This is a genomic window from Segetibacter sp. (assembly GCF_025963695.1).
Lineage (GTDB): Bacteria > Bacteroidota > Bacteroidia > Chitinophagales > Chitinophagaceae > Segetibacter.
Genome location: NZ_JAOQAH010000040.1, coordinates 26,801 through 50,084, shown reverse-complemented (window position 1 = coordinate 50,084; position 23,284 = coordinate 26,801). Strand labels below are relative to the sequence as shown.

Sequence of the window (23,284 nt, the reverse complement as noted above, 5' to 3'; positions counted from 1 at the left end):
CTGCCTATCCAAAACGGTGAAAGTATTTGTAATTTGATGAAGGAAAAATTTTGGCCTACCCCAACACCGAGCAATTCACGAAAAGCACCAGAAAAATACCGAAAAGGTTAAGTTATAAAACCCCTATTGTGGTTTAGCCATACATTAATTAAACAGTAAACTTCAAGCCTAAAATATTCTTCATGCCCGAAAACTCCTCTCCCGATCAAAACTTCTATGTTGGCCTTTGTATGGCAGGAGCTGTGTCAGCCGGCGCCTATACTGCCGGCGTAATAGATTACTTATTAGAAGCACTGGAAGAATGGCAAAAAAGAAAAGACGAAAAAGTTCCGGGCACACCAATGCATAACGTAGTGATACCTGTAATAGGCGGAGCCTCTGCCGGAGGAATGACAGGCATCATAACAGCATCGGTTATCAACAACCCCATAGTTCATATTACAAAGCCGTCAAAAGACCTGCTTGAGGAGCACCCGGAAAATAAACTGTATCATGCGTGGGTCGACCTCGTTTGTGCAGAAATGTTTCCAATGTTGCTCGATACTTCCGACATTAAAAAAGGCAATATTACCTCGCTCTTAAATTCCTCTTTTATCGATAAAATTGCCAATAAGGTATTAAGGGCCGATAAAAATCGCTGGTTGCCCACACCTTCCTTTTTCAGCAAAAACTTAAAGGTCTTTTCCACGCTAACCAATTTACGCGGCTTCGGGTACAACATCGCTTTCAATGCAATGGAAAACTCAGGCAAGTACTATATGAACGTTCATAACGATTACGCCTGTTTTATATTAGAAGACAATGATGCAGAGGGTTGGATGCCTCTCGATTTCAAAAACGACGTCAATACCTCCATTGCCATAGATGCAGCAATGGCAACCGGTGCATTTCCTGTGGGTCTTACATCGCGCACGCTGGTACGAGAGGCGAAATATTTGAATCAATCCCCCTGGTGTAAGGAGATTACCGAAAAGTTTCCTATAACAACCGAAACCTACGAAAGCCTCAACATCGATGGAGGTGTTATAAACAACGAGCCTTTTGAAAAAGTAAGAGATGTATTGATAGATAAAACCAAGCAGGACAACGAAGAGGAATACCAGGACTTCAATAAATTTAGAAGTACGGTTTTAATGATAGATCCTTTTCCAAGTAAAAAGCCAGACGAGTTTAAGGCAGATAAACAAATCTTTAAAGTAGCACAAAAAATATTAGGCTCTTTCCTCGACCAAATGCGTGCTAAGCCAGTTAATCTTACCGATGCGATGGATGTTACGAAAGCCGGCCAATTTATAATCGCTCCTACAAGGACGATTTCTAAAAATGGAGAAAATAGAAGTTTTGCCGGAGACACCGCTATTGCATGTGGATCGTTTAGCGGCTTCGGAGGTTTTGTTAGTAAAGAGTTTAGGGTGCACGATTATTTTTTGGGAAGGTTTAATTGCGAAATGTTTTTAAGAAATTATTTCACCATCCCGTTGGCAGCGGCAGAAAACCACGAAATCTTTAAAAACGGGTACGAAGGAGTTAACAAGGAATTGTTTAAAGCCGAAGATGGAAAAATTCAAATCATACCCATTTTTTCACCTAAGCCGGGTGATCACTATTTTCCTATACCCAAGTTCTCAAATGGTACCAACTGGCCGACTGTTACAAATAAAATGGTAGAGCGGTTTAGACCAATGATTAAAAAACGGGTGCAGGCACTTATATTAAATGCGGCAAGCCTTAGCCGCCTTAATACTCTTCTTTTGTGGATAGGAGCGAAAATTTTAATAAATCGCCAAATAACGAACTATTTTATGACCAAGATCAAAACGTCTCTCCGCGAACACGGGGTACTTAAGTAAGCTGCTTGCACTATTAACTGAAAAGCTCTAGCTTACTTTAAAACTTTACCTGCTGGGAATATTTTTTTGGAACAAACTTCACGAATTATTCTATACATCGTTGTGTCACTCACTTCAACAATTAATTTTCTTATCAGCAGTTGCTTTTACTTACAAAAAACCTTGCAAAGCTTCGCCTTCACTTTTTAACGGATATTCAACCCGACAACTACATGGTTGTTTGAAAGCATATCAGGGGGTTACCGTATAGCAACTAAACAAGGCAGTTTGAGAAATATATACTATTTGCTCAATAGGTTCGTTTCCGTATTAGTTCCTTAATCATTTTTAAGGCCCAGTTACAGAAAGCGAATTATTTTAAAAGGACCATTAACCAAACTAACCCTCTATCCCATGTCAAATTTTACAAGTGTAGCCAATGAGCTTAGCAAAAAGTTTATTCGGGCCAGCAGCAAAAAATATGTCCTCAACAAAATTATTTACGACATCAACTACCTGGTTTATAGCGATACCAAAGAACCTTTGAGCTATAAATCAAAATGGGCTATTATTAATCACATTTTCCAGGTAATAGCAGGAAGAAAAGCCCTGGTTCTAGCCGAAGGAGAAACGCTTACTCCAAATTTTTCCGACGTAGTCATCTTCTTTGAAAGAAGAAGTTTCATTCTTAAACATTTGAGAGCTGGCGTAAAAAGTCAACAGAAACTTAATTAATAATAATTCCATTCGCACCAGTTAATGCTTCTGGTATAGTCGGTAAGAGCCTTCTTACTAACTAATAATTGCGGTCCAATTCCGTTACCTGTGCCACCCTTAATGTTCCGCCTTTTATCAACGGTAGCATGCGTTGTTTATTCTTATGTCTTAAATTCTCTACACTTTCCCAACTACGCCTTTTCAGCTCCCTAATTTCTAATCGCAACTTTATCAAGTCGTTGTGTTAATGGCATAGTTTTTCATCGGTTTCTCCTATGAATAGCTTTAACGAAAAGCCAAATCAAGAGAATAATTTGAATGCAAATCTTCAAGAGGAAAAGAAGGTTATACCCATTATTGAAGAGAAAGTTGAGATAACTAAAAAAATTATCGAAAAAGCGCGTGTACGGGTTTCCAAAACCGTACACCAAAAAACAGAGTTAGTCGAAATTCCTTTATCCAGCGAGGAGATTGTAGTTAAACGAGTTCCCAAAAATGAAATAGTAGACGTTGTTCCTACCCGTGTAAGATACGAAGGCGACGTTATGATTATTCCTGTGTTGAAGGAGGTAGCAGTTGTAGAAAAGCGAATAATGCTGGTAGAAGAAATTCATGTTATTAAAAATAAACAAGCACATACAGAAACCAGGGAAGTTGTTGTACGAAGTGAAGAAGTACAAGTTGAAAGGACCGAAATCATCCCACCTGAACCCCGGTAACAGTAACTCACATTTTTTCCCATATTTATAAAAACTAAAAAAAGGAGGCTATTATGGCACAAACAGTAGTAGGCATGTTCGACAATTCTTCAGATGCACAACAAGCTGTTCAAAAGCTGGTTAGTGAAGGAATTTCGCGGGACAGAATTGACATATCTAACAATACAAGCGGGTCTCATTCTTCTCACTCATCTACTTCAAATAGTAGTGATGATCATGAAAGTGGAGTCTCTAAATTCTTTAAAAATCTTTTTGGTAACGATGATGATGATGCCGATAAGTATTCTCACGTTGCGTCACGTAGCGAATGTATAGTTACAGTGCATACTCAATCAGAGGATGAAGCTGATAGAGCAGCAGATATACTTGACGATAACGGAGCCGTTAATGTGGACGAACGTGCTTCAGAATTTGGATTTAGTTCAGGTAGCCGCAATAGCAGTGCTGCAAGTTCATCTGACACCTTTGGCGATAGAAGTAATACCGTTGGTGCGTTTGATACAGGCACCTCTGCCGGGTTAACTGGTGCCGCAAGTACAGCCGGCGGTTATGCGAGTACAGGCAGCGATTTTACTACCGGTAGCACAGGCAATAACTCGACTTCGGGTACGGGTAATGATTTTACTGGCACAACCGGTAGTGATAGTGACAGCAGCATAGGAGCCGGTTTTTTAGGAACTGATCGAACATCTACTGACGACACGTCAAAAATTCCGATCATAGAAGAAAATCTTGAAGTAGGAAAACGTGAAGTCAAATCAGGAGGAGTTAGATTACGTAGCCGGATAATAGAGCGACCCGTAGAAGAGTCGGTACGCTTAAGAGAAGAGCGTGTTAATGTAGAAAGGAATAGGGTTGACAGACCTGCTACAGAAGCTGATTTAAATGCATTTGATGAGAAAGATATTGAAATGATTGAGCGCACTGAAGTACCTGTGGTAAGCAAACAGGCACGTGTAGTAGAAGAAGTAAGTTTAAATAAGGATGTTAGCGAAAGAAGTGAAACAATCAGCGATACCGTACGGAAGACTGAAGTTGATGTTACCAATCTTGAGAAGAATGACTCAAGTGACAGGTCAAACAGGGATTTCTAAAATGATCAGCTTTTAATAAGAAGAGACTGTTGTACTAAAACAGTCTCTTTTTGCTTCTACACTTTTAGCTTGGCCTTTAATTTTTTTGGAAAAAAGATTATTAGAAGCTGGAATAGTTTTCACATAACAAATAATGGTATTGAACATTGCTCTTTAATAACCCATATTGTAACCAATAAAAATGAACTTATGAAGAATATTACACATTCCTATTTAGTAGTTGCCACTGCTTTTTTCTTTATAAGCTTTTGTAATGTGGCTTGTGGAGGCGGCAATAACGATGCTGCCATACAAACTAAAATTTCTTCAATAACACAAAATACCGCGGAGCTTCAAAGTGTAAGTGCATCTGTTTCTGACGGAGTAGTTACTTTAATAGGAAATTGCAGAACCGAAGAAGATCGGGAAAGGGCAGAAAAAGCTGTTGAGAAAATTGATGACGTAAAGGATGTTATTAATAACATAACCATTACCAACAATGTAACTGTTACGTCAGACGGTGACCTTAGAGATCAGGTAGATAAAGTGGTAAAAAAATACAAAAGGGTACAAGCGCAGGTAGATAATGGAATTATAACAGTACGGGGCAATTTAGACAAAGATGACTTACAACAAATGATGATGGACTTAAACGGTTTAAGACCGAAGCGGATAGATAATCAGTTGGTGGTTGAATAGCAGGGAACCGACTACATGATATTAAAATCTTTGAAAGGCCGTGTAAAGTCTTTCAAAGATTCTGTCTTTTATTCTCACTTTAATTACACCCCGCTTCTATATGATCCTCTACTATCAATTTTACTGGCTCTCTCTGCGTGTAGCGGACTAAACAGCTGTTGTAATAAGTAAAGCAAAATCGGAAAGGAGAGCGTTGCTATAAACACATTATATCTCATCACCGAAGGTGCCAGCAGGACAATAAAGAAGAAATTGGCAATGTAAAAAGCAGTCAGGCACAACAGTGTTTTATTATACAAACGGGATTCGTTTTTGTATTTGCCTGAAACAACATACACAGCACAGCAAAGTATATAAATGAAATTGACAATAATAGAAAGGTATTGCATAGGTTTAAATACAGCTGCGTAAATCGTTGGGTAATGTTGCGGACTTTTATTGGATTTATAACGGTAATACCGCTGCGCTACCCTTGCAATGGTATCCCCATTCTCCATATACGTCTCATACATTTCCAAGGGTGGTAACATAAAGGCTTTCACGTTTGGCAGTACAAAGTGCTTAATGTAGGTGAAAGGTTTTTGTAGTATAACTGTCCTGCCAAAATTGTTATAAACAGGTCCTAAGGCATTCCAGGTTTTAAAATAAAAGTTACTTCTCCCCGGATAAACATTCATATATTTTTTTAGCGGACTACTAATGTGCCACATAAAAACAGCAGTAGCACCCGAGTCTGGAAAGGTTTGCTTTGCTGTATCAAAAAATTTGACATTGAAACCCACAAGGGCCTTAACCGCTTTATCTTTTATGGTACTTGTATCTATATTATCATGCTGCATTACATGAAGCGCGTTATTCGCAAGCTGCCACCCGCTGAAAGCTGAAAACGTTTTAGTACCTGTATAATTTTTTGTTACAATGGTAGTAGCAAATATTATAACAGCAATCAAAACGAAACTACTTGCTATACTTACCGTTTTTCTTACGACAGACTGTTTAGATAACAACAACGCAATGGTGGATATAGCAGGGAAAAATATAGCGTTATATCGCAGTTCAAATAGCGCGAACAGTACAAGTAGCTGAGTAATTATTAAGAACCAGGATGGCTTATGCAAAATCCAGATAAGCAGGGTAAACCACAGAACCGTCAAGCAATTAAAAAACGGATCGGAAGAAACATAATTACTGTAAAAAAGGTAGAAGGGATTGATGATTAACAATACAAACAAAAACCATTTAAGTACCTTCTTAAACCTTAAAAAATAGTTAGCTGTAAAAAACAAGAACAGGTTTACGATAGCATTACTAAAAAATTGACCTGCGACTAATGCAATATCTGAAGTTGAAAGAAGTCTGAAAAACATCAAAGCTTTGCTATATCCTATTGGCCGAAACGTAACTGGCTGACCAGTTGCAGCAGCGCCGACCCAGGTGTAAGAATCTGAGTAGTAGCTAGGAATAGGGTAAATGGAACGAAGTGTAATAAAATAAACAACGCTTACAATTGATGCCCAAAAAAGCCAGATCCGGTTTTCTCTCGAGATGAGATATGCTTTAAACGAAATGGAGAGACGACTCATGCTGCAGTAATAATATGTCTTATTAGAGTTTGAACAAGGCTTTGAATAAATTCAAATAGAAAAATGCCAAATTAAACTAAAGAAAAAGACCCTCTACTTATTATACTATTCTAAAAACGCTGTAATTGAAAATATAGATATAAAAAAACGGGCTGTATCAATAGTAAAAGCAGGCTCTGAAAATCGCTTAAACGGAGTTCACTCTCTCCGATAGGGATCCAAATAAAAGAGGCTGTCTCATTTGTTTTGAGACAGCCTCTTTACTTTTTGTTCTCGCTTATCCTATTATTGACTTAATTGTTCTTACCGGTATAATTACCCAGTCCGGACGGTTTTTTAATTCGTAGTTCAGGTCGTAAAGCGCTTTTTCAAGCATATAAGTCTCAACCATCATCTGAAAATCCTGCTTATCTCTAGGTATAAAGGAACTGTCTTTAACAGTTTCGAGATAAGCTTTCATAAAGAAGCCAACCATATAATGAGCCCATAAACGGGCAAAAGGAAGTAAGCTGTTTACATTGTCTTTTTCTACGTGGGTCGTCTTAAGAAATCCTTCAAATGCTACGTTTCTAATTGAACGTATCATTGCCGCAACATCGCGTAATGGCGACCGTTTTAGTCTTCTGTCACTAAAACTTCGAATCGGATCACCGCCAAAATCAGTAATCACCACATCTTTCCCGGTAGAAAACACCTGGCCCAAATGAAAATTTCCGTGAATTCTAATTTTTATTACATCCAGCTTCTTAGCATATATTCTTTTTAGGGTTTGAAGGATATCCTCTTTCCTCTCAAAAAGATCTATTAAATCCTGCTTTACCAAATCTGGATAGATGTCCATGTCTCCCGGTTTGTTTTCATAGATTTCTCTTACCAATGATTGCATTGATGAAAACAAAGAACGCTGGTAATGTAGTGAGAAGTCCTCAGGAGCGAAATCTTTAAGGCTTTTCCCGGCCGCGAGGGCCAAGTGCATTTCACCTGTTCTTATCCCAATTACACGAGCCTGTTCACTAGCAGTACCTCCTAACAAAACCTGCAGTTCAGGTGTCAGTTCTTCATATCCAACCGGCTCGGTTAAAGTTCCCAGTGATTGAATTGATGCAAGCTGTTCTTTATCGCCCGATAAAATTCTTTCTATATAATTATTTATCCGGGCTAACATAAAACTATGTGAGTCCCCGTGGTTTTCGATCAACACCTGCAACATGCCTAAAGCAATGGTATCATTTTCAAACTTCCATTCGATAGAACCAGAAAACTTTGGAACATATTCAAACTGTGCCTTTTCAGACAAATAGCGGGTAATCTCTAAATCAGGATTGGTGGTGGGATCGATCTTTCTATACATTTTTAACGAAAAACCATTGTCGTAATTAATAGCCGTAAAACCGTCTTCTGTATAGATTTTCGATTTTAAATCAACCAAATGTTCCAGCTGATTTTTCAATTGCTCATTGCCTGCAAATTCAATAATGCTGTTGCTTAATTCAATTCCCTGGTTGCTGCCTATTCTTTCAATAAGGAAATGCTGAAGCCCCGGCGTAAACAGCGCATCTACGAGAATGCCTTCCTCATCTCCAACCTTTAAATTTGCTATTACCGCCTGCGGACAATTACTACCGAGCGTTTGAGACAACTTCTCTTTGGCAAAAGTTAACGGCAATTGATAAGACTCAGGTAGCCCACTTTCGTATCGAACTTCAATTAATAACAGCAAAGTATCGCCCCCGCTAACAGGAAGAGAAGCATAATTAGTTACGCTTATACTATTTATAGCTTTTTCCTTGCCTGTGAACCAATCTGTTTTTATAATGTAATTGGCTAAAATATTATTTTGAAGCTCTTCTACATTCTTAATATCACTTAACTCGCTCCATGAGTTGATTTGTAATGATGGCAGCGGCTGTAAGTCGTCTGCATCGACAGTAGTTTTATGAAGAATAAACCATTCATAAGCATGAGAGCCAAGGGTGAAGAAATAAGGAGTATCTTCTTTGATTATCGGAAACTTGTTCTTACTAAATACCTCAATAGGTATATAACCTTTAAAAGCTGACAGATCTACTTCTACTGCCTGAGAATGTTTGGAAAGGTTAACAATAATGAATAAAGTCTCGTCAAGGTAAGTACGCGTAAATGCGAGAATTTTTGGATTTGCAACATTTAAAAATTTCAGATCGCCTCTGCCGAAGCCTTTAAACTTCTTTCGCATGCTAATCATGCGTTTCATAAACCAAAACAACGAAGAGGTATTGGTGCGTTGCATCTCTACATTTACCGACTCGTAATTATATCCCGGATCAAGAATAACAGGCAGATATAGTTTTTGGGGATTTGATGCGGAAAAACCTGCGTTCCTGTCTGGCGACCATTGCATAGGGGTACGAACGCCATCCCGATCGCCCAGGTAAAAGTTGTCTCCCATTCCGATTTCGTCGCCATAGTAAATTACAGGGGTGCCTGGCATTGAAAACAGGAGACAATTCATTAATTCAATCCTTCTCCTGTTGTTATCCATTAAAGGTGCCAGGCGATGCCGGATACCAAGATTGATTTTTGCTTTAGGGTCTTTTGCGTACACCTTGTACATATAATCGCGCTCTTCGTCGGTCACCATTTCAAGGGTCAGCTCGTCGTGGTTGCGTAGGAACATTGCCCACTGACAATTGTCGGGGATAGCGGGGGTCTGTTCAAAAATATCGGTAATAGGATAGCGGTCTTCCATCTGCAACGCCATAAACATGCGTGGCATTACAGGAAAGTGGTAGTTCATATGACACTCATCCCCGTTTCCAAAGTATGCAGCCGAGTCTTCCGGCCACATATTTGCCTCTGCAAGAAATACTGTTCCCGGATATTTTTCATCAACATGGGCTCTTAATTTTTTAAGATACTCATGGGTCTCAGGTAAATTCTCTCCGTTTGTTCCTTCGCGTTCAAATAAGTAGGGAACTGCATCGAGGCGAAAGCCATCAACACCCATATTGCACCAAAAGTCTAAGATCTTTAAAATCTCTTCCTGCACAAGAGGGCTATCATAATTTAAGTCAGGTTGATGATGGAAAAAGCGATGCCAATAATATTGTTGTGCAACCGGATCCCACGTCCAGTTACTGGCTTCATAATCGGTAAAAATAATCCTGACATCTTTCCATTGGTTGGGATTATCGGACCAAACATAAAAATCCCTTTCAGGAGAACCTTTTGGCGCTGTTCGCGCTCGTTGAAACCATGGATGCTGATCTGAAGTATGATTGATTACGAGCTCTGTAATTACTTTAAGATTTCGTTTGTGGGCTTCGGCCATGAACTCCTTAAACTGCCTGATATTTCCGTAGCGGGAATTGATGTTGTAATAATCCGCTATATCGTATCCGTCGTCTTTCAATGGTGATGGATAAAAAGGAAGCACCCAGATAGCAGTTACGCCAAGGTCTTGCAAATAATCCAGTTTTGTCATTAGCCCCTGAAAATCGCCTATACCATCTCCATTACCATCACTAAATGCCTTAATGTGAAGCTCATAAATAATTGCATCTTTATACCAAAGCAATTTGTCATCTGCTGTTGAATGATTTGCCATACCTATCATGTTAATATTAGACGAGTACCAGCATAATTTGCGTGCCACTAATAAGAACCGCAACTACCGGATTGCCAGAATTTTAATGAACCAAAAATAAAGGGATAGAAATTTGTCCGGTTTTTATAGAAATTGAGCGCAATAAAATTATTAATAGTTTTGAGGAGCAATATGAGCTAACAAAATTTCTTTATTCTAAAATTTTTTTTATGAAAAAAATATTTGCGCTGTCAATCGCTGTGTTTATCTACACACTTTCTGTAGCTCAACCACCAAACGTGCCTGCAAAAACAGGCAGCTCATTTGGTGAAAAGATAACGGCAGAGAAGGCTATGAGTGTAAATGAACTTCAAAATCTGTTACTTGGCAAAAGTGAAGGCAGCCGAAAAGCAGAAGTGAAAATTAAAGGTGTGGTAACAGATGTTTGTACTATGGAAGGCTGTTGGATTAAGGTGCAATCTGCTGACGGTAAAATGATGGTAAAGATGAAAGATCACCAGTTTACAGTTCCGGTGGCACTAAATGGAAAAACAGTAATAATAGCCGGGGACGCTGAAGAAAAAATTACCTCAGTGGAGCAATTAAAACATTTTGCCGCAGATGCGGGTAAAAGCAAGGAAGAGATAGCCGCTATAAAAGAGGCGAAAAAAGAAATTGTTATTGATGCCAAAGGGGTATTGGTTCTATAACAATCACTTAGCCGAATAAAAATAAAAATGTACAAGGGTGTGACACAACGATGTTACATAGCGGACCTAACGCTGGTAAACAACAACACTACAAGTACCGCTCTTTCACGATATTTATATGATGTAGAATGTGACCAAAAATCACGAAAGAAATTGCGATAGTGGTATTGGGATGTTCATTAATTACTCCTGACTGTTGCAGGTGACCAGGGGTGAAGCTTTGCAACAAAAGGTCTGTTGACTTTCTTGAAGCCTCCAGTTCTTCCAACAAACCTTGCCAGGTTCTTGAGGCAGCATTACTTGCTAAAGCATAAGCAGTTTCGTCAAATCCGGGAAGTGGAGTTGTATCGTGCCTTGAAACCCGTAGGGCACGATAAGCAAAAATTCTTTCTGTATCTATAATGTGTTGCAGCATTTCCTTTATGGTCCATTTACCTTCAGCATACCTATAATCCACTTTCTTTAGCGGAATGTTTCTAAAGAAGCTTAAAATATTCGGGCTATACTTCTCAATAGCTGCTGTAACCGTGTCTGTATGAACCAGGTTAATATAATTTTGAAAATAAGGAGGATAAGTTCCGGCAGCTAAATGAGGCATATTATTTTTTTACGGGAATGTTTTTGAATGTAGGTTTTGGCAGCACCTCTTTTTTAATTTCCTTTTTCTCGGGCTGCAAAGTCATGGCTATTTTAACAGCATTAAAAGCATTTACTAAACCACCCGAAGAGCTAAGTTCGTTAAATAAAACCGTCTCTTTTGCGCCCGGCCTGGTTACTTTAAGACCAGGCTCAACAACCGCTGACTTTTCGATTGCATACTTAACCTGCCTGGCGGACAACTCAGGAAAATAAGACCGAAGAACAGCAGCCACACCTGCCACAACAGGAGAGGCCATACTGGTGCCTTTTAAAAATCCATAAGAACTTTTACCGGGAAGGGTAGAATATATTTTCACACCTGGCGCAAACACGTCAACGGTTGACTTACCATAGTTACTAAAATCAGCCACATAATCGCCACTTACTTTTGGATCGCTACTGGCGCCAACGGTAATGAAATTAAAGGCCTTTCTACGAAGATCCTTTAGCTCAGGATTAGGAAAATTGCCGGTCGTATCGGTGTTTTCACCATCGTTTCCTGCTGCATGAATAATTAATACATCTTTCAACTCAGCGTACCTCACAGCGTCGTCTACCCATTTCTTTTCGGGCGACAACCCTTTACCGAAACTCATATTTATCACTTTTGCCCCATTGTCTACTGCATACTTAATAGCAAGGGCGATGTCTTTGTCATACTCATCTCCGTCAGGAACCGCTCTTATCATCATCACCTTTACATTTTGAGCAACACCGTCGGCACCAATTCCATTGTCTCTTTGTGCGCCTATAATTCCGGCCACGTGCGTACCATGCATGGATGAAGGCCCCATAACATCACTGTTGCCATAAAAGCGATCGTTGATGTTGTTGTAATTGTCTTTTACTATTTCGCCTCTGTAATCAACAGGTGCTTTTTCTTTAGCCTCCTGTCCCTTCTTCTTTTGGTCGATATACTCTTCTAACTCGGTAAAAATGGTAGTATTAGAGTCTTCGGTATCTATTCCTGTTAGTTTAACAAAATTGATGTATCCCAATTTTGCCCTTTGAGCAGCCGGAGTAGTGGCAATATATTTCTCCAGGTCTACAACTGTAAACGTGTCTTTTTTCATTTCGTCCCGTAGTACTTTTTCATGCTTCTTCACAGCTTTATAAGCCATCTCAAGAAACATGAGCTCCATTTGTTCCTCGGGTTTGCCATTTACTATTTTAGACGCTTGTTTCCATAGCTCATATTCTTCTTTGTCGTCGCCCGAAAGGTTTGCTACATTAAGTGGCTTACTGTCGAACTTGCTTTTATAACGATGATAAATCCTGCTAGCTTCTGCTGATTCTGTCTTCACATTACGGCCATCTTTACCACCTAAAAAATTCCAGCCGTACACGTCATCAATATAGCCGTTACCGTCTTCATCTTTTCCATTTCCCGGAACTTCCTTCGGGTTTCTCCACAAAATATTTTTAAGGTCTTCGTTAGTAGTATCAACACCACTATCAATCACCGCAACAATCACCGGCTTGCTCTTTTTAGCCTTTAAAAAATCGTATGTTTTCTTTATGCTAATTCCATGAAAGCTGTCTGAGGCGGCGTCACGCAAGTGCCATCCCTTCAACGAGTCTTGCCCAAAAACAGTAGATGAGACAAATAAGAACCCTAGTAAAAAAATATTTTTAAGACTGTGCATTGTAATCTTGCTTTGTTTTTGAGGAACAAATTTCCGAAGGTTTTTATTAGAAAGTGTAGTATTTGAATTTTTAGGAATTAATTATTACGGCCATCATTTGTACAATTTTTCTACATAGTTGCGACGCTCCGTTTATCAATAGATTTTCAAAGTAACAGTCTTCTGCAAAAGAGTTCTTAAATATTAATTATACTTCCAAAATATCAGAAAAGTACCCTCGCTTAACAGATCTTCTTTTACTATACCCCACTTACAACAGGCAGACCACCGTTTTATTTATTATCTACTTTATTGCTCTCAAAAGTACCAGTCGCATAAGCACTTCTTTTTATTTAAAACTTTAATTATATTTAAAACACTGTTTAAAGTTTAAGAAACCTGGTATATAGTGCCGAGAGCTGAGCCCCTAATTTTTTGAAATTATCTCTTAAGTATTTTCCGAACAAATTAAGTCTCACCTAAACATAATGGTATGAAAGGTTTACTTGCTCCAGGGTTGTCATTACTGTTGATGGTTCTGAGCGAACAGTTAGCAGGCCAATATTACAATAACCTCTTCTCGTATGAATTTGGACTTGGCGTAGGTGCGATGAATTGCATTACAGATATTGGTGGAGCAAATGGTGATAAGACGTATTATATTAATGAAATAAGGTTGAAAAATACAAAGCTCGCCTTTAGCATTTCGGGCTCGGTGATGTATCAGAACCTGGTGGGGGTAAGAGTAGAAGGTACGTGGGGAGCAGTTGGCTCAGCAGACAGGGATATTGACGGTACAACAGTTAACGCAAAATCTAAGGCCGTAAGAAATCTCAGTTTCAGGAGTAAGATTTCCGAAATAAGTTTACTGGCCGAATTTCATCCACTTTTACTTTTTGACTATGCAAAATATCCTCCTTTGTCACCGTATGTGGTTGCCGGGGTTGGAAGATTCTCATTTAATCCCCAGGCTTTTCTACATAACCGCTATATTGATTTAGAACCTCTTCACACCGAGGGACAAGGTTTTTTTGAATACAACGAGGTACAACCATATTTGAAATCGCAGTTTAATATACCGGTTGGATTAGGTTTACGATATGAAGCTTCAGACGTCTTAAATCTCAGGCTTGAGTTCCATCATCGTATTCTTTTTACTGACTATTTAGACGATGCCCATTGTGCCGGTTTTGTTGATGCTGAGATTTTTAGAAAGTATCTTAGTGTTGCTGATGCCGCAAACGCTCAAAAACTATTTAACAGAAGTCTCGATGGTAGCCTGCCTGCCAGAAGGGCTAACCCCAAAAATAACGATGCGTACATGAGTGTATCTTTAAAAGTCGGTTTGGTCTTAAGAAGAAAAGCCCGTTATTAAAATTAGGTTCAGGATGACGTCTCCTCTAAATTTTAAAAACAGTAGCCAACCGAAAGCCAAACCTGCAAATCGAGGTAACCTTTGGAATAATCGTAAGGGTTTAACCTCTGAGGCTTTATATATCTCCCGTACCCTAAGCTACTCTGCGCGTCAATAATAATATTGCTTTTGGTGAAGTATGCAAAACCGAGAGAGCCTCCTCCCCTAGCTGAATTAGCGTGAAAGTCTCTTGAACGAATACCAAAAAAACCTGTGTTGTCTACGTGACCTTGATTTACTATCTCTCTTTTCAACGTGCCTACATAGGCGGCCATGTATGGATTTACTTCGCGGTATTTAATTTTAGTAAAATACTTTTTAGTTCTTAAAAGAAATCCATTAAAGTTGTAACGGTCGGCAAATAAAAAGTTGTCGTAGCGGCCTTGTACAAAAGATCCCTCGACAGTAATGGTGCCGGTTAAAGCTTTTTCTATAGAAAGTGTTGGCTTCTTAAAAATAATGTTTAAGAGATTTGTCTTCACCATAACCCTCTTTGCTAGTGGCCTTGTTTTTTGTCCATTCGCAAAAAGCGTGACAAGTAAACCACAAAAAACAACTACAGATATTAAATAGCAACGCATAGCATTCATTTAAAAGAGCACAATAGCTTTGAACAGGATCAGCAACATTTTAAGTAAAGTGTATTGATACAGACGATATAAGAGATTTCCAGTTATCTACACGCGGTATAAAATTTATTCTAAAAATACGTATTCCGGAAATGGAAGGAATAGCATTTGAACGAACAGGATCTTTTTATTATTATTGGATGGTTATAGAATAAAGTATTTTTAAAACGCGCATATGCCAACTCTACATCTTTCAATAAAAGGAAAAGTGCAAGGTGTCTTTTACAGGGCTTCAGCAAAAGAAATTGCTGAAAAGTTAGGGATAACAGGGTGGATAAAAAACACTGATGAAGGTGATGTGGAAGCTGTTGTTACAGGAAGCCACCACCAACTACAAGCGTTTGTAGCGTGGTGCAAAACGGGCCCGAAAAGAGCGAATGTTACGGAAGTAATTTCTACAGAAGTGGTAGAAAAAACCTTTAAAGATTTTTCTGTTACAGGATAAATGGTGTAAGTAGGCGCCACCCAAATTCTTTCGTGATGGCTTTTTTGCTGATGGGGAAAGCTCAATAAAGTTATAAAAAGCACAAGAGTGCGACGCAACAAAAGCAAGATTAGAGTTACCAAGGCTTTGCCGAAAAAAAGAAAAGCCGAACCTTTAACTGGTCCGGCTATAATTAAACACTTACATTTTTCTCTCTACTAATCTCTGCTACCGAGTCGGCTTAACAACTTAAGCATCTCGACATACAACCACACAATAGTAACCATCAATGCGAAGGCACAGTACCACTCCATGTATTTTGGAGCGCCCATTTCTGCTCCCTGTTCTATCATATCAAAGTCTATTATCAGGTTTAGGGCTGCAATTATTACTACAAAAAGGCTGATGCCTATTCCCAGCAAGCTTCCGTCTCCTAACATCATAAATTCCATACGAACTCCAAACATGCTCACTATCCAGGTAATCAGGTAAAAAATAGCGATACCTGCAGTTGCTGTTAAGAGAATAGATTTAAACCTTTGAGTAGGCCTGATGATACGGAAATTATACAAGAGAAACATAGCTACCGCTACACCAAGGGTTAGGCCCACAGACTGAATAACAATACCGGGGTATTTTGTGGCGAACATTTCATTTACAATAGCGGAAATAGCGCCAATGAATAAGCCCTCGAGTAAACCGTACAAAGGAGCAAGGTAAGGTGCCCACGTTTGTTTGAAGCTAATAACAATTGCTGTAATCAGTCCTCCAAAAACGCCCACCATCATTAAAGGCATCATTGTTTGTGCCTTACCCTGGTAATACAAATGCCATGTAAATGCAGCACCTGCAATAACCATTAAAAATAGAAAGCCGAATTTATTCATTGCTCCCCGGGCAGTCATCACCCCTTGTTGCTGATCTGATATTGTTGTATTAAAAATCTTCGCCGACAGCGTTGGATTTCCTGATTTTAAAAGTGCCATTTCTATTGATTTTTGTTTTAGTAAAATTCAATAACAAATATAAATAAGTCCATGTTATCAGTATGAAAAAGTTGAGCGTTTTAGAGGATCCAGCAAATTATCTGTCTATTGTTATTCGTATTATTTCCATCGATTTAAGTGCTCATGAAGAGTGATAAAAGCTTAAAATTTAAAATGCTACTCTTACTTGCAGTACTTTTGAAAAATTGCTTAAATTGTTCGACAATAAGTTTTAAAAATGATTACTACAGAAGAAGTTTTACAGGACGTAGTTATAAAATTTGCCGGCGATAGTGGGGATGGAATGCAATTGACAGGAAGCCAATTTACCAACAATACTGCTATGCTCGGTATTGACCTTGCCACCTTTCCCGATTTTCCTGCTGAGATACGTGCCCCTATAGGTACTTTACCTGGTGTCAGCGGTTTTCAACTACATTTCAGCAGCAACAGAATTTTTACGCCGGGCGATGATTGCGATGTACTGGTAGCAATGAATGCTGCTGCACTGAAAGTAAATGTAAAAAACCTGAAAAAGGGCGGAAAAATAATAGTTAATAGCGATGGTTTTGATTCGAGAAATTTAAGACTTGCCAATTACCCCGATGGAGTAAATCCGTTGGAAGATGAAAGCCTTACAAACTACGAGGTTATAAAAATAGATGTTACAAAACTTACCCGTGAAGCGCTGAAAGAGTTTGAAATGGGTACAAAAGAAAAAGACCGTGCAAAGAATATGTTTGTGCTCGGCTTTTTATACTGGATGTATAATCGCAATATGGATAATACCATAAATTTTCTGACTGAAAAATTCGGTAAGAAAGACACGATTATGCAGAGTAACATTAAGGCGCTACAAGCCGGATATAATTACGCCGATACCACGGAAACTTTTACAACCCGTTTCAGTGTAGAAAAGGCTAAGATGGTTAAGGGCAGCTACCGTAACATTATGGGCAACCAGGCTTTAAGCTACGGCTTAATAGCAGCGAGCCAAAAAAGTGGATTACAACTGTTTTTAGGCTCTTACCCTATTACCCCGGCTTCTGATATTTTGCACGAACTAAGTAAGCACAAAGCATTTGGAATTAAAACTTTCCAGGCAGAGGATGAGATTGCGGCTATTACTTCCGCTATCGGCGCAAGCTACGGCGGTTCTTTAGGAGTAACTACTACCTCCGGGCCCGGTATGGCACTAAAAGCTGAGGCAATGGGGCTGGCAATTATGCTTGAAATTCCTTTGTTGATTATAAATGTTCAAAGGGGTGGACCTTCTACCGGACTACCTACAAAAACCGAACAAAGCGATTTGATGCAAGCGTACTATGGCAGAAATGGTGAAAGTCCAATGCCTGTTATCTCCGCATCAACGCCCAGTGACTGTTTTGGTGCAGTGTATGAAGCGGTACGAATTGCAGTTCAACACATGACCCCAGTTATATTACTAAGCGACGGTTTTATTGCAAATGGTTCTGAACCGTGGAAATTTCCGAAGAGTGATGACTTGCATAAGATTGAGGTGAAGTTTAAAACAGAGCTTGGCGACCATGAAGAAAAATTTCAGCCATATCTACGCGACGAGAAATTGGTTCGTCCTTGGGCTGTTCCAGGCACTGCCGGTTTAGAGCATAGGGTTGGTGGTATTGAAAAACAGAATATAACGGGCAATGTGAGCTACGATCCCGACAACCACCAGTTGATGGTGAAAATAAGAGAAGAGAAAGTAGAGAAAATAGCTCAATTTATTCCTGAACAAAAATTGGACAATGGTCCTGAAAAAGGCAAAGTGCTGATTTTAGGCTGGGGAAGTACTTATGGAGCTATTAAAAGTGCGGTAAACGAGCTGCTGGCCGAAGGGCACGAGGTAGCTCATGCACACTTACGCTATGTTCGTCCTTTCCCAAAAAACCTGGGAGATATAATAAAAAATTACGACCACCTGTTGATTCCTGAAATCAATAACGGGCAATTGATTAAGATTATCAGGGATAAATATATGGTAGATGCGAAAGGGTACAATAAGATAATGGGAATACCTATTACCAAGGGTGAGATTATAGATGAAGTGAAAAAGATAATTGAGGAGGCGTAACTTTTTTTAGAAGCTTTATATAGATCTGCCCATACAAATAATAAATTTTCTTTATTGTTTTCGTTATAAAATCAAAAGCCCTTTTCGGGGGCTTTTGATTTTTATAATGGGATTGTAACTACAGTTTTTCGTATAGTGCTCTTAGCTTCGCCCTTGTCATTATTTTTTCCCAATCTCTTCCAAGCGCGTTTTCCCATAGCGGCTTCATACCCATGCTTACGTTTATCATCGCATCAAATTGTTCGTCGGTTAGTCCTTTGCAAATACCTTCAGGAATTTCTACTTTACTTTTCTCCACCATCTTTTTAAATTCAGCAGTTCCTTCGGGATAATATTCTTCAAGATGGTTCATCACTATACAATTACCTACTCCATGCTTTGTTCCTAGCAAAAAAGAAAGGCCATAACTAACAGCATGTGCAACACCTACCTGGCTGTAAGCGATACTCATTCCACCGGCATAACTAGCCATCATCAGTTTGTCGTCGCTTTCATTGTCCCAGGTATCTTTCTCTAAAAATATTTCCTGGCAAAGCTGCAAAGCTTTTTCACCATAACTTTTACTAAACTCATTCAGGTAAGTTCCCTGTAAGCTTTCGATACAATGAATGTAACAATCCATGCCCGTATAGAAACGTTGGTTGTTGGGAGCATTTGCTGTCAGCTCAGGGTCAAGTACGATTTGGTTGAAAGGAGTGAAGTCGCTGTTCATTCCTAATTTTCTTGTAGGTCCGGTTAAAACTGTAGTTCTTGATACTTCTGCACCTGTTCCGCTTAGTGTTGGTATGCCTGCTTTATAAACACCCGGCAACTTTACAAGGTCCCAACCCTGGTAATCAGCGGAGGAACCGGGGTTCGTCATCATCAAGCTAACTGCCTTTGCAAGATCCATGGTTGAGCCACCGCCTATTCCTATAATTCCACTAACCGTTCCAAATTCCTCTCTTAACTCGCCTGCAATTTTGTCGACATAAGTTGTTTTTGGTTCGTATGTTACATCAGTGAATATCACTTTATCATTACCTTGTACCGGAATTCTGCCTGCTAAAGTTTTATCCTCGAAAAAATGGTCTACCAGGAAAATCATTGGAGCACCTTCCTTACGATTTGGTGATAAGATTTCATCCAACTGGTTAAAACTACCTCTGCCATATATAACGTAATCGACCATTTTAAAATTTCGAAACTTACTCATGTTTTAAAGTTTAAGTGGCACGAAATTACATCTTTGTTAATAGAGGCTATGGGCTTGTTACTTATCCACTATTTAAATACTTTGGCTGACAATAGCAGATTTTTACTTCTGATAGAAAATTTTAAGAAATATGGCTTTTGGATGGAAAACACAGTTTGAGAAAAGGGTACCTGCTGAAGGATTGAATAACTGGGAAATTTTTAGCATTGTACAACAAGCCTGCAAAGAACTTGAGTGGGAATACCTTGTTGTTGACGAAAACAAGTTTACTGCTACCACACCTACACACTGGACACTTAGCGAAGAGATCATAAAAATATCGGTAGAAAATAATGAGATTATTTTCAGAAGCCGCAGTGAAAGCCTGGAGCTATATGAGGCTGGCCGCAATCAAAAAAATATAGAAGAGCACCTGTTGCCAAAATTTAAAAAAATTAAGGCTAACTGGAAAAGCGAGCAATTGCAGCGGGCTGCCAACACCTTGCGGGATGAAACGTTGAAGCAACTAAAATCCGGGAACCGGGTAACAGGTGAGAAGGTGACTTATGGAACAAAGGACCACGGAATGACCTTTTTTCTGATTGCCGTAAATGTTCTCGTTTTTGTCGCTATGGCAATACGAGGTGTAAACCTGATAGAACCAGAAGCAAAAGACATTATTAACTGGGGAGGAAATGTTAAGTTCAATGTGACGGGTGGAGAGTGGTGGCGGCTGGTTACAAACATCTTTGTACATATCGGAATACTGCCTTTGCTGGTAAACCTGGTTGGTCTTTACTTCATTGGTTTGATGGTAGAGTCTATTCTTGGAAAATTAAAATTCCTGATTGCCTACCTCACAGTCGGAGTCCTTGCAAGCCTTGTAAGTATCGTTTGGACTGCTGAAGGCGTTGCTGCCGGGGCAACAGGTGCTATATTTGGTATGTATGGTGTTTTGATCGCTTTTGTAACTACACCGTACGTCAATAAAAAATTCTCGCCTCTTTGGCTGGCCGGTGCAGTAGCGTATGCCGTTTTCAATATCGTAGTTTCGTTTCGTGGGGGTAATGATAATGCATCCCTTATTGGTGGCCTTGTTGCAGGATTGATTACCGGTTACTTATTCTATTTCTTCCATTTCAAAAGGGAACTTGCAAGAGCAGGCGGTTCAAGAATTTCGATAGAAGTCTTATTGCTCACCACCTTAATCGTATATTTTTATTTAAGAGTTCACGGAAGAAATGACTCTCTCAGGTTTGAGCGAGAGGTGATGAAGCTGAACCAGATTGAAGTAAAGGCAATGGTTCAAATGCAACACTTACAATCTGCTCAATCAAATAATGATGCAGTATCTGTAATACGTGATAGCGCTTTGCCCCAGTGGAAACACTTCCAGGAAGAAATTACAAAGACGGGCGCTTACAGTTTAAGCAGCGAATACAAACGAAAAAGAAAGCTGCTGAACGAGTATGCAGGACTTAGAGTACGACAGACAGAGCTAATGTACAAATCGATAGAGGAGGGTACAGATAAGTACAACGGCGAAATAGACAAGGTATCTGACAGGATAGAAAAAATAATAGACCAGTTGGGAGACTAAAGCAGTTCAGCCGCCCTTGTAAGATCTTCAGGTGTATCTATTTCTACCCCCATATATGCTGTTACAACCATTTTCAAAGGCACTCCGTGTTCTAGGTATCTGAGGCATTCGATTCTTTCAGCTTGTTCCAAAGGGGTCATTGGCCAACTTGTAAAATTCATCAAAGCCTGCTTTCGAAAAGCATAGACGCCGATATGTTCATAATAGGTAATAGGGGCTTCACTATCACGCGGGTAAGGAATTACTGAACGACTAAAGAACATTGCATTCATATTTAGATCAACGGCCACCTTTACATAATTAGGATCTTCAATTAATTTTCGATCTTTCAACTCTTGCATCAGAGATGCTACTTGCACGTTTTCACCATCTTCGCCTTTAAATACCTGTAATAACTTTTCAAGCGGTTCCTTTTGCACAAAAGGCTCGTCACCCTGCACGTTAACAACTATATCAATTTCAAGTTCGGCCACCGCTTCTGCAATTCGATCGCTGCCGCTTTCATGCGACTTTCTACTCATAACAGCTTTGCCCCCATTGCCCGTAATCTCTTTGTAAATAATGTCGCTATCTGTGGCCACAATCACTTCATCAAACAAACCTGTTGCAACGGTATTATCGTGCGTATGAAGAATAACAGTTTTGTCTCCCAGTTGCTGCATCAGCTTTCCTGGAAATCTCGTAGCGGCATATCTGGCCGGTATCAGCGCTACAACAGAACCTGGCTTTGCACAATTTTTTGAAGATTTTTCCTGAGACATAAAAACTTGTTTTAATGCGGGTGTTTTACGAAAATAAGTTTTTAAAGAATAAGTAATTTTAACCGAGGCTTTATAACCTTAGGCTACATCGTTGTGTCACTCACTTCAACTGTCTTTTCGTTGGTGAACAATCTTAATACAGCTTCCCGCATTTCTACATCCAAATGGCCCCGGCCCTTCCAGGTGCATACCTCCTTCCCCGCATTCTTTCTTCGCGATATCACAAGCGGATGCCTCCATCCTGGTCACAGCGGGTTAAACCCGTTTGTAGAATTTTCTATACAGTCACCGAAACTTTTTTAGTGTTTTAAAATTCTACAAAAACTTTCTTTCATTCTGCAGTAAACCCGCCTTTTACATCTAAAGACCTGAGCATTAACATTTATCTTAATATCAATTCAGTCGCCTGGTTCTTTTACGCCTTTGGCAACCGTATTAAATAAAAAGTTAATGCATTTGGAGATGTTTTTGTTGCTTGCGAGTCAGCACCCAAAACGAGAATATTGACAAGCGGAAAATGATGTTTACTGCTGTCTTTTTACTGTTGTCAACTTTTCTGACTCCACAGAACACGACAGTCAGGGGAAGAGTGATAGATTCTTTGGGCACAACAGAACTTCTGTAATAGTACCGGGCAGTAACATTGGAAATGTAATGACAATTCAGTAAATCGGAAGCAACAGCTAGGAGAACAGAAATGAAACGTATTATACAACCGGGGTGGATTTCGTGGATAGAACAGAGGAGATTTTACAGGCCGCTATCGCACGCAACAACAACGGCTACTTCTGCCTTTCCAAGAAGGTTTACTTATCCCTTAGGTGAGCAAAACCTGAACCGCCCCAATTGCGAACAGGCCTCTTCCGCAATTGGTGGAGATGTTGTAACAACAAGATTGTTGCGACTTTTGAAATAATTAAAAAAAGACTTGAACCGGGTTTTTTAAAAGACGAGTTTTAAAACAGTCGTTATAAAGGTTTATCAAAACATTTTTTTCATGTGTAGTACGGGCTGCTTTTTTAGGCGGCCCTCTTTTTAAAAAGAG

The 23,284-nt window shown here is 39.4% G+C and carries 19 protein-coding genes; 11 read left to right on the top strand and 8 right to left on the bottom strand.

Annotated features, from left to right (window positions below):
- The first annotated feature begins 182 nt into the window (after positions 1-182).
- From JWR87_RS06950 to JWR87_RS06930, 5 genes are all read left to right on the top strand, one after another.
- Positions 183-1,850 (top strand): patatin-like phospholipase family protein, encoded by a 1,668-nt coding sequence (locus JWR87_RS06950; RefSeq protein WP_297817409.1) that lies wholly within the window; start codon positions 183-185, stop codon positions 1,848-1,850.
- 393 nt (positions 1,851-2,243) lie between these two features.
- Positions 2,244-2,564: a hypothetical protein gene (locus tag JWR87_RS06945; RefSeq protein WP_297817406.1), complete on the top strand. Its 321-nt coding sequence runs from the start codon at positions 2,244-2,246 to the stop codon at positions 2,562-2,564.
- 257 nt (positions 2,565-2,821) lie between these two features.
- Positions 2,822-3,265, top strand: a complete 444-nt coding sequence (locus JWR87_RS06940; protein WP_297817403.1) for a DUF2382 domain-containing protein — start codon at positions 2,822-2,824, stop codon at positions 3,263-3,265.
- A 53-nt stretch (positions 3,266-3,318) separates the two neighbouring features.
- Positions 3,319-4,359, top strand: coding sequence for a YsnF/AvaK domain-containing protein (locus tag JWR87_RS06935; protein WP_297817400.1), 1,041 nt, complete (start codon positions 3,319-3,321; stop codon positions 4,357-4,359).
- Positions 4,360-4,548: 189 nt separating this feature from the next.
- Positions 4,549-5,037: a BON domain-containing protein gene (locus tag JWR87_RS06930; RefSeq protein WP_297817397.1), complete on the top strand. Its 489-nt coding sequence runs from the start codon at positions 4,549-4,551 to the stop codon at positions 5,035-5,037.
- Between the two features lie 83 nt (positions 5,038-5,120).
- Here JWR87_RS06930 and JWR87_RS06925 read toward each other — a convergent pair whose 3' ends face one another.
- Positions 5,121-6,620 carry a hypothetical protein gene (locus tag JWR87_RS06925; RefSeq protein WP_297817394.1) on the bottom strand — a complete coding sequence of 500 codons (1,500 nt, stop codon included), beginning with the start codon at positions 6,618-6,620 and terminating at the stop codon, positions 5,121-5,123.
- 277 nt (positions 6,621-6,897) lie between these two features.
- Positions 6,898-10,206 (bottom strand): maltose alpha-D-glucosyltransferase, encoded by a 3,309-nt coding sequence (gene treS / locus JWR87_RS06920; RefSeq protein WP_297817392.1) that lies wholly within the window; start codon positions 10,204-10,206, stop codon positions 6,898-6,900.
- A gap of 209 nt (positions 10,207-10,415) precedes the next feature.
- On the opposite strand from treS, the gene JWR87_RS06915 reads away from it, so the two are divergent.
- Positions 10,416-10,895: a DUF4920 domain-containing protein gene (locus tag JWR87_RS06915; RefSeq protein ID WP_297817389.1), complete on the top strand. Its 480-nt coding sequence runs from the start codon at positions 10,416-10,418 to the stop codon at positions 10,893-10,895.
- 88 nt (positions 10,896-10,983) lie between these two features.
- On the opposite strand, the gene JWR87_RS06910 is transcribed toward JWR87_RS06915, so the two are convergent.
- Together JWR87_RS06910 and JWR87_RS06905 are read right to left on the bottom strand one after the other, a co-directional pair.
- Positions 10,984-11,493, bottom strand: a complete 510-nt coding sequence (locus tag JWR87_RS06910) for a DinB family protein (RefSeq protein WP_297817386.1) — start codon at positions 11,491-11,493, stop codon at positions 10,984-10,986.
- 1 nt (position 11,494) lies between these two features.
- Positions 11,495-13,180, bottom strand: coding sequence for a S8 family peptidase (locus JWR87_RS06905; RefSeq protein ID WP_297817383.1), 1,686 nt, complete (start codon positions 13,178-13,180; stop codon positions 11,495-11,497).
- Positions 13,181-13,652: 472 nt separating this feature from the next.
- On the opposite strand from JWR87_RS06905, the gene JWR87_RS06900 reads away from it, so the two are divergent.
- A complete protein-coding gene (locus JWR87_RS06900; RefSeq protein WP_297817380.1) occupies positions 13,653-14,534 on the top strand; it encodes a DUF6089 family protein in 882 nt (293 codons plus the stop codon).
- 32 nt (positions 14,535-14,566) lie between these two features.
- Here the strand turns inward: JWR87_RS06900 and JWR87_RS06895 are convergent, their stop codons facing one another.
- Entirely contained in the window at positions 14,567-15,154 is a 588-nt protein-coding gene (locus tag JWR87_RS06895; protein ID WP_297817377.1) for a DUF3575 domain-containing protein, read from the bottom strand.
- A 223-nt stretch (positions 15,155-15,377) separates the two neighbouring features.
- On the opposite strand from JWR87_RS06895, the gene JWR87_RS06890 reads away from it, so the two are divergent.
- Positions 15,378-15,647: an acylphosphatase gene (locus JWR87_RS06890; RefSeq protein ID WP_297817374.1), complete on the top strand. Its 270-nt coding sequence runs from the start codon at positions 15,378-15,380 to the stop codon at positions 15,645-15,647.
- Between the two features lie 197 nt (positions 15,648-15,844).
- Here JWR87_RS06890 and JWR87_RS06885 read toward each other — a convergent pair whose 3' ends face one another.
- Positions 15,845-16,612 carry a Bax inhibitor-1/YccA family protein gene (locus JWR87_RS06885; protein ID WP_297817371.1) on the bottom strand — a complete coding sequence of 256 codons (768 nt, stop codon included), beginning with the start codon at positions 16,610-16,612 and terminating at the stop codon, positions 15,845-15,847.
- 238 nt (positions 16,613-16,850) lie between these two features.
- On the opposite strand from JWR87_RS06885, the gene JWR87_RS06880 reads away from it, so the two are divergent.
- Positions 16,851-18,704, top strand: coding sequence for a 2-oxoacid:acceptor oxidoreductase subunit alpha (locus JWR87_RS06880; protein WP_297817369.1), 1,854 nt, complete (start codon positions 16,851-16,853; stop codon positions 18,702-18,704).
- A 118-nt stretch (positions 18,705-18,822) separates the two neighbouring features.
- Here the strand turns inward: JWR87_RS06880 and JWR87_RS06875 are convergent, their stop codons facing one another.
- Entirely contained in the window at positions 18,823-19,899 is a 1,077-nt protein-coding gene (locus JWR87_RS06875) for an iron-containing alcohol dehydrogenase family protein (RefSeq protein ID WP_297817367.1), read from the bottom strand.
- A gap of 130 nt (positions 19,900-20,029) precedes the next feature.
- Between JWR87_RS06875 and JWR87_RS06870 the strand changes: the two genes are divergently transcribed.
- On the top strand, positions 20,030-21,478 hold the full coding sequence (locus tag JWR87_RS06870) for a rhomboid family intramembrane serine protease (RefSeq protein ID WP_297817365.1): 1,449 nt from the start codon (positions 20,030-20,032) through the stop codon (positions 21,476-21,478).
- Here JWR87_RS06870 and kdsB read toward each other — a convergent pair.
- A complete protein-coding gene (gene kdsB / locus JWR87_RS06865) occupies positions 21,475-22,239 on the bottom strand; it encodes a 3-deoxy-manno-octulosonate cytidylyltransferase (RefSeq protein ID WP_297817363.1) in 765 nt (254 codons plus the stop codon). The genes JWR87_RS06870 and kdsB overlap by 4 nt on opposite strands.
- 697 nt (positions 22,240-22,936) lie before the next feature.
- On the opposite strand from kdsB, the gene JWR87_RS06860 reads away from it, so the two are divergent.
- On the top strand, positions 22,937-23,155 hold the full coding sequence (locus tag JWR87_RS06860) for a hypothetical protein (RefSeq protein ID WP_297817360.1): 219 nt from the start codon (positions 22,937-22,939) through the stop codon (positions 23,153-23,155).
- The last annotated feature ends 129 nt before the right edge of the window (positions 23,156-23,284 follow it).

Coding starts and splice junctions, on each gene's coding strand:
- JWR87_RS06925 (WP_297817394.1), bottom strand. CDS start 6,620: ATGAGTCGTCTCTCCATTTCGTTTAAAGCATATCTCATCTCGAGAGAA.
- JWR87_RS06885 (WP_297817371.1), bottom strand. CDS start 16,612: ATGGCACTTTTAAAATCAGGAAATCCAACGCTGTCGGCGAAGATTTTT.
- JWR87_RS06900 (WP_297817380.1), top strand. CDS start 13,653: ATGAAAGGTTTACTTGCTCCAGGGTTGTCATTACTGTTGATGGTTCTG.
- JWR87_RS06895 (WP_297817377.1), bottom strand. CDS start 15,154: ATGCGTTGCTATTTAATATCTGTAGTTGTTTTTTGTGGTTTACTTGTC.
- JWR87_RS06935 (WP_297817400.1), top strand. CDS start 3,319: ATGGCACAAACAGTAGTAGGCATGTTCGACAATTCTTCAGATGCACAA.
- JWR87_RS06880 (WP_297817369.1), top strand. CDS start 16,851: ATGATTACTACAGAAGAAGTTTTACAGGACGTAGTTATAAAATTTGCC.
- JWR87_RS06945 (WP_297817406.1), top strand. CDS start 2,244: ATGTCAAATTTTACAAGTGTAGCCAATGAGCTTAGCAAAAAGTTTATT.
- JWR87_RS06930 (WP_297817397.1), top strand. CDS start 4,549: ATGAAGAATATTACACATTCCTATTTAGTAGTTGCCACTGCTTTTTTC.
- JWR87_RS06890 (WP_297817374.1), top strand. CDS start 15,378: ATGCCAACTCTACATCTTTCAATAAAAGGAAAAGTGCAAGGTGTCTTT.
- JWR87_RS06860 (WP_297817360.1), top strand. CDS start 22,937: ATGAAACGTATTATACAACCGGGGTGGATTTCGTGGATAGAACAGAGG.
- JWR87_RS06915 (WP_297817389.1), top strand. CDS start 10,416: ATGAAAAAAATATTTGCGCTGTCAATCGCTGTGTTTATCTACACACTT.
- JWR87_RS06940 (WP_297817403.1), top strand. CDS start 2,822: ATGAATAGCTTTAACGAAAAGCCAAATCAAGAGAATAATTTGAATGCA.
- JWR87_RS06950 (WP_297817409.1), top strand. CDS start 183: ATGCCCGAAAACTCCTCTCCCGATCAAAACTTCTATGTTGGCCTTTGT.
- JWR87_RS06910 (WP_297817386.1), bottom strand. CDS start 11,493: ATGCCTCATTTAGCTGCCGGAACTTATCCTCCTTATTTTCAAAATTAT.
- kdsB (WP_297817363.1), bottom strand. CDS start 22,239: ATGTCTCAGGAAAAATCTTCAAAAAATTGTGCAAAGCCAGGTTCTGTT.
- JWR87_RS06875 (WP_297817367.1), bottom strand. CDS start 19,899: ATGAGTAAGTTTCGAAATTTTAAAATGGTCGATTACGTTATATATGGC.
- treS (WP_297817392.1), bottom strand. CDS start 10,206: ATGGCAAATCATTCAACAGCAGATGACAAATTGCTTTGGTATAAAGAT.
- JWR87_RS06870 (WP_297817365.1), top strand. CDS start 20,030: ATGGCTTTTGGATGGAAAACACAGTTTGAGAAAAGGGTACCTGCTGAA.
- JWR87_RS06905 (WP_297817383.1), bottom strand. CDS start 13,180: ATGCACAGTCTTAAAAATATTTTTTTACTAGGGTTCTTATTTGTCTCA.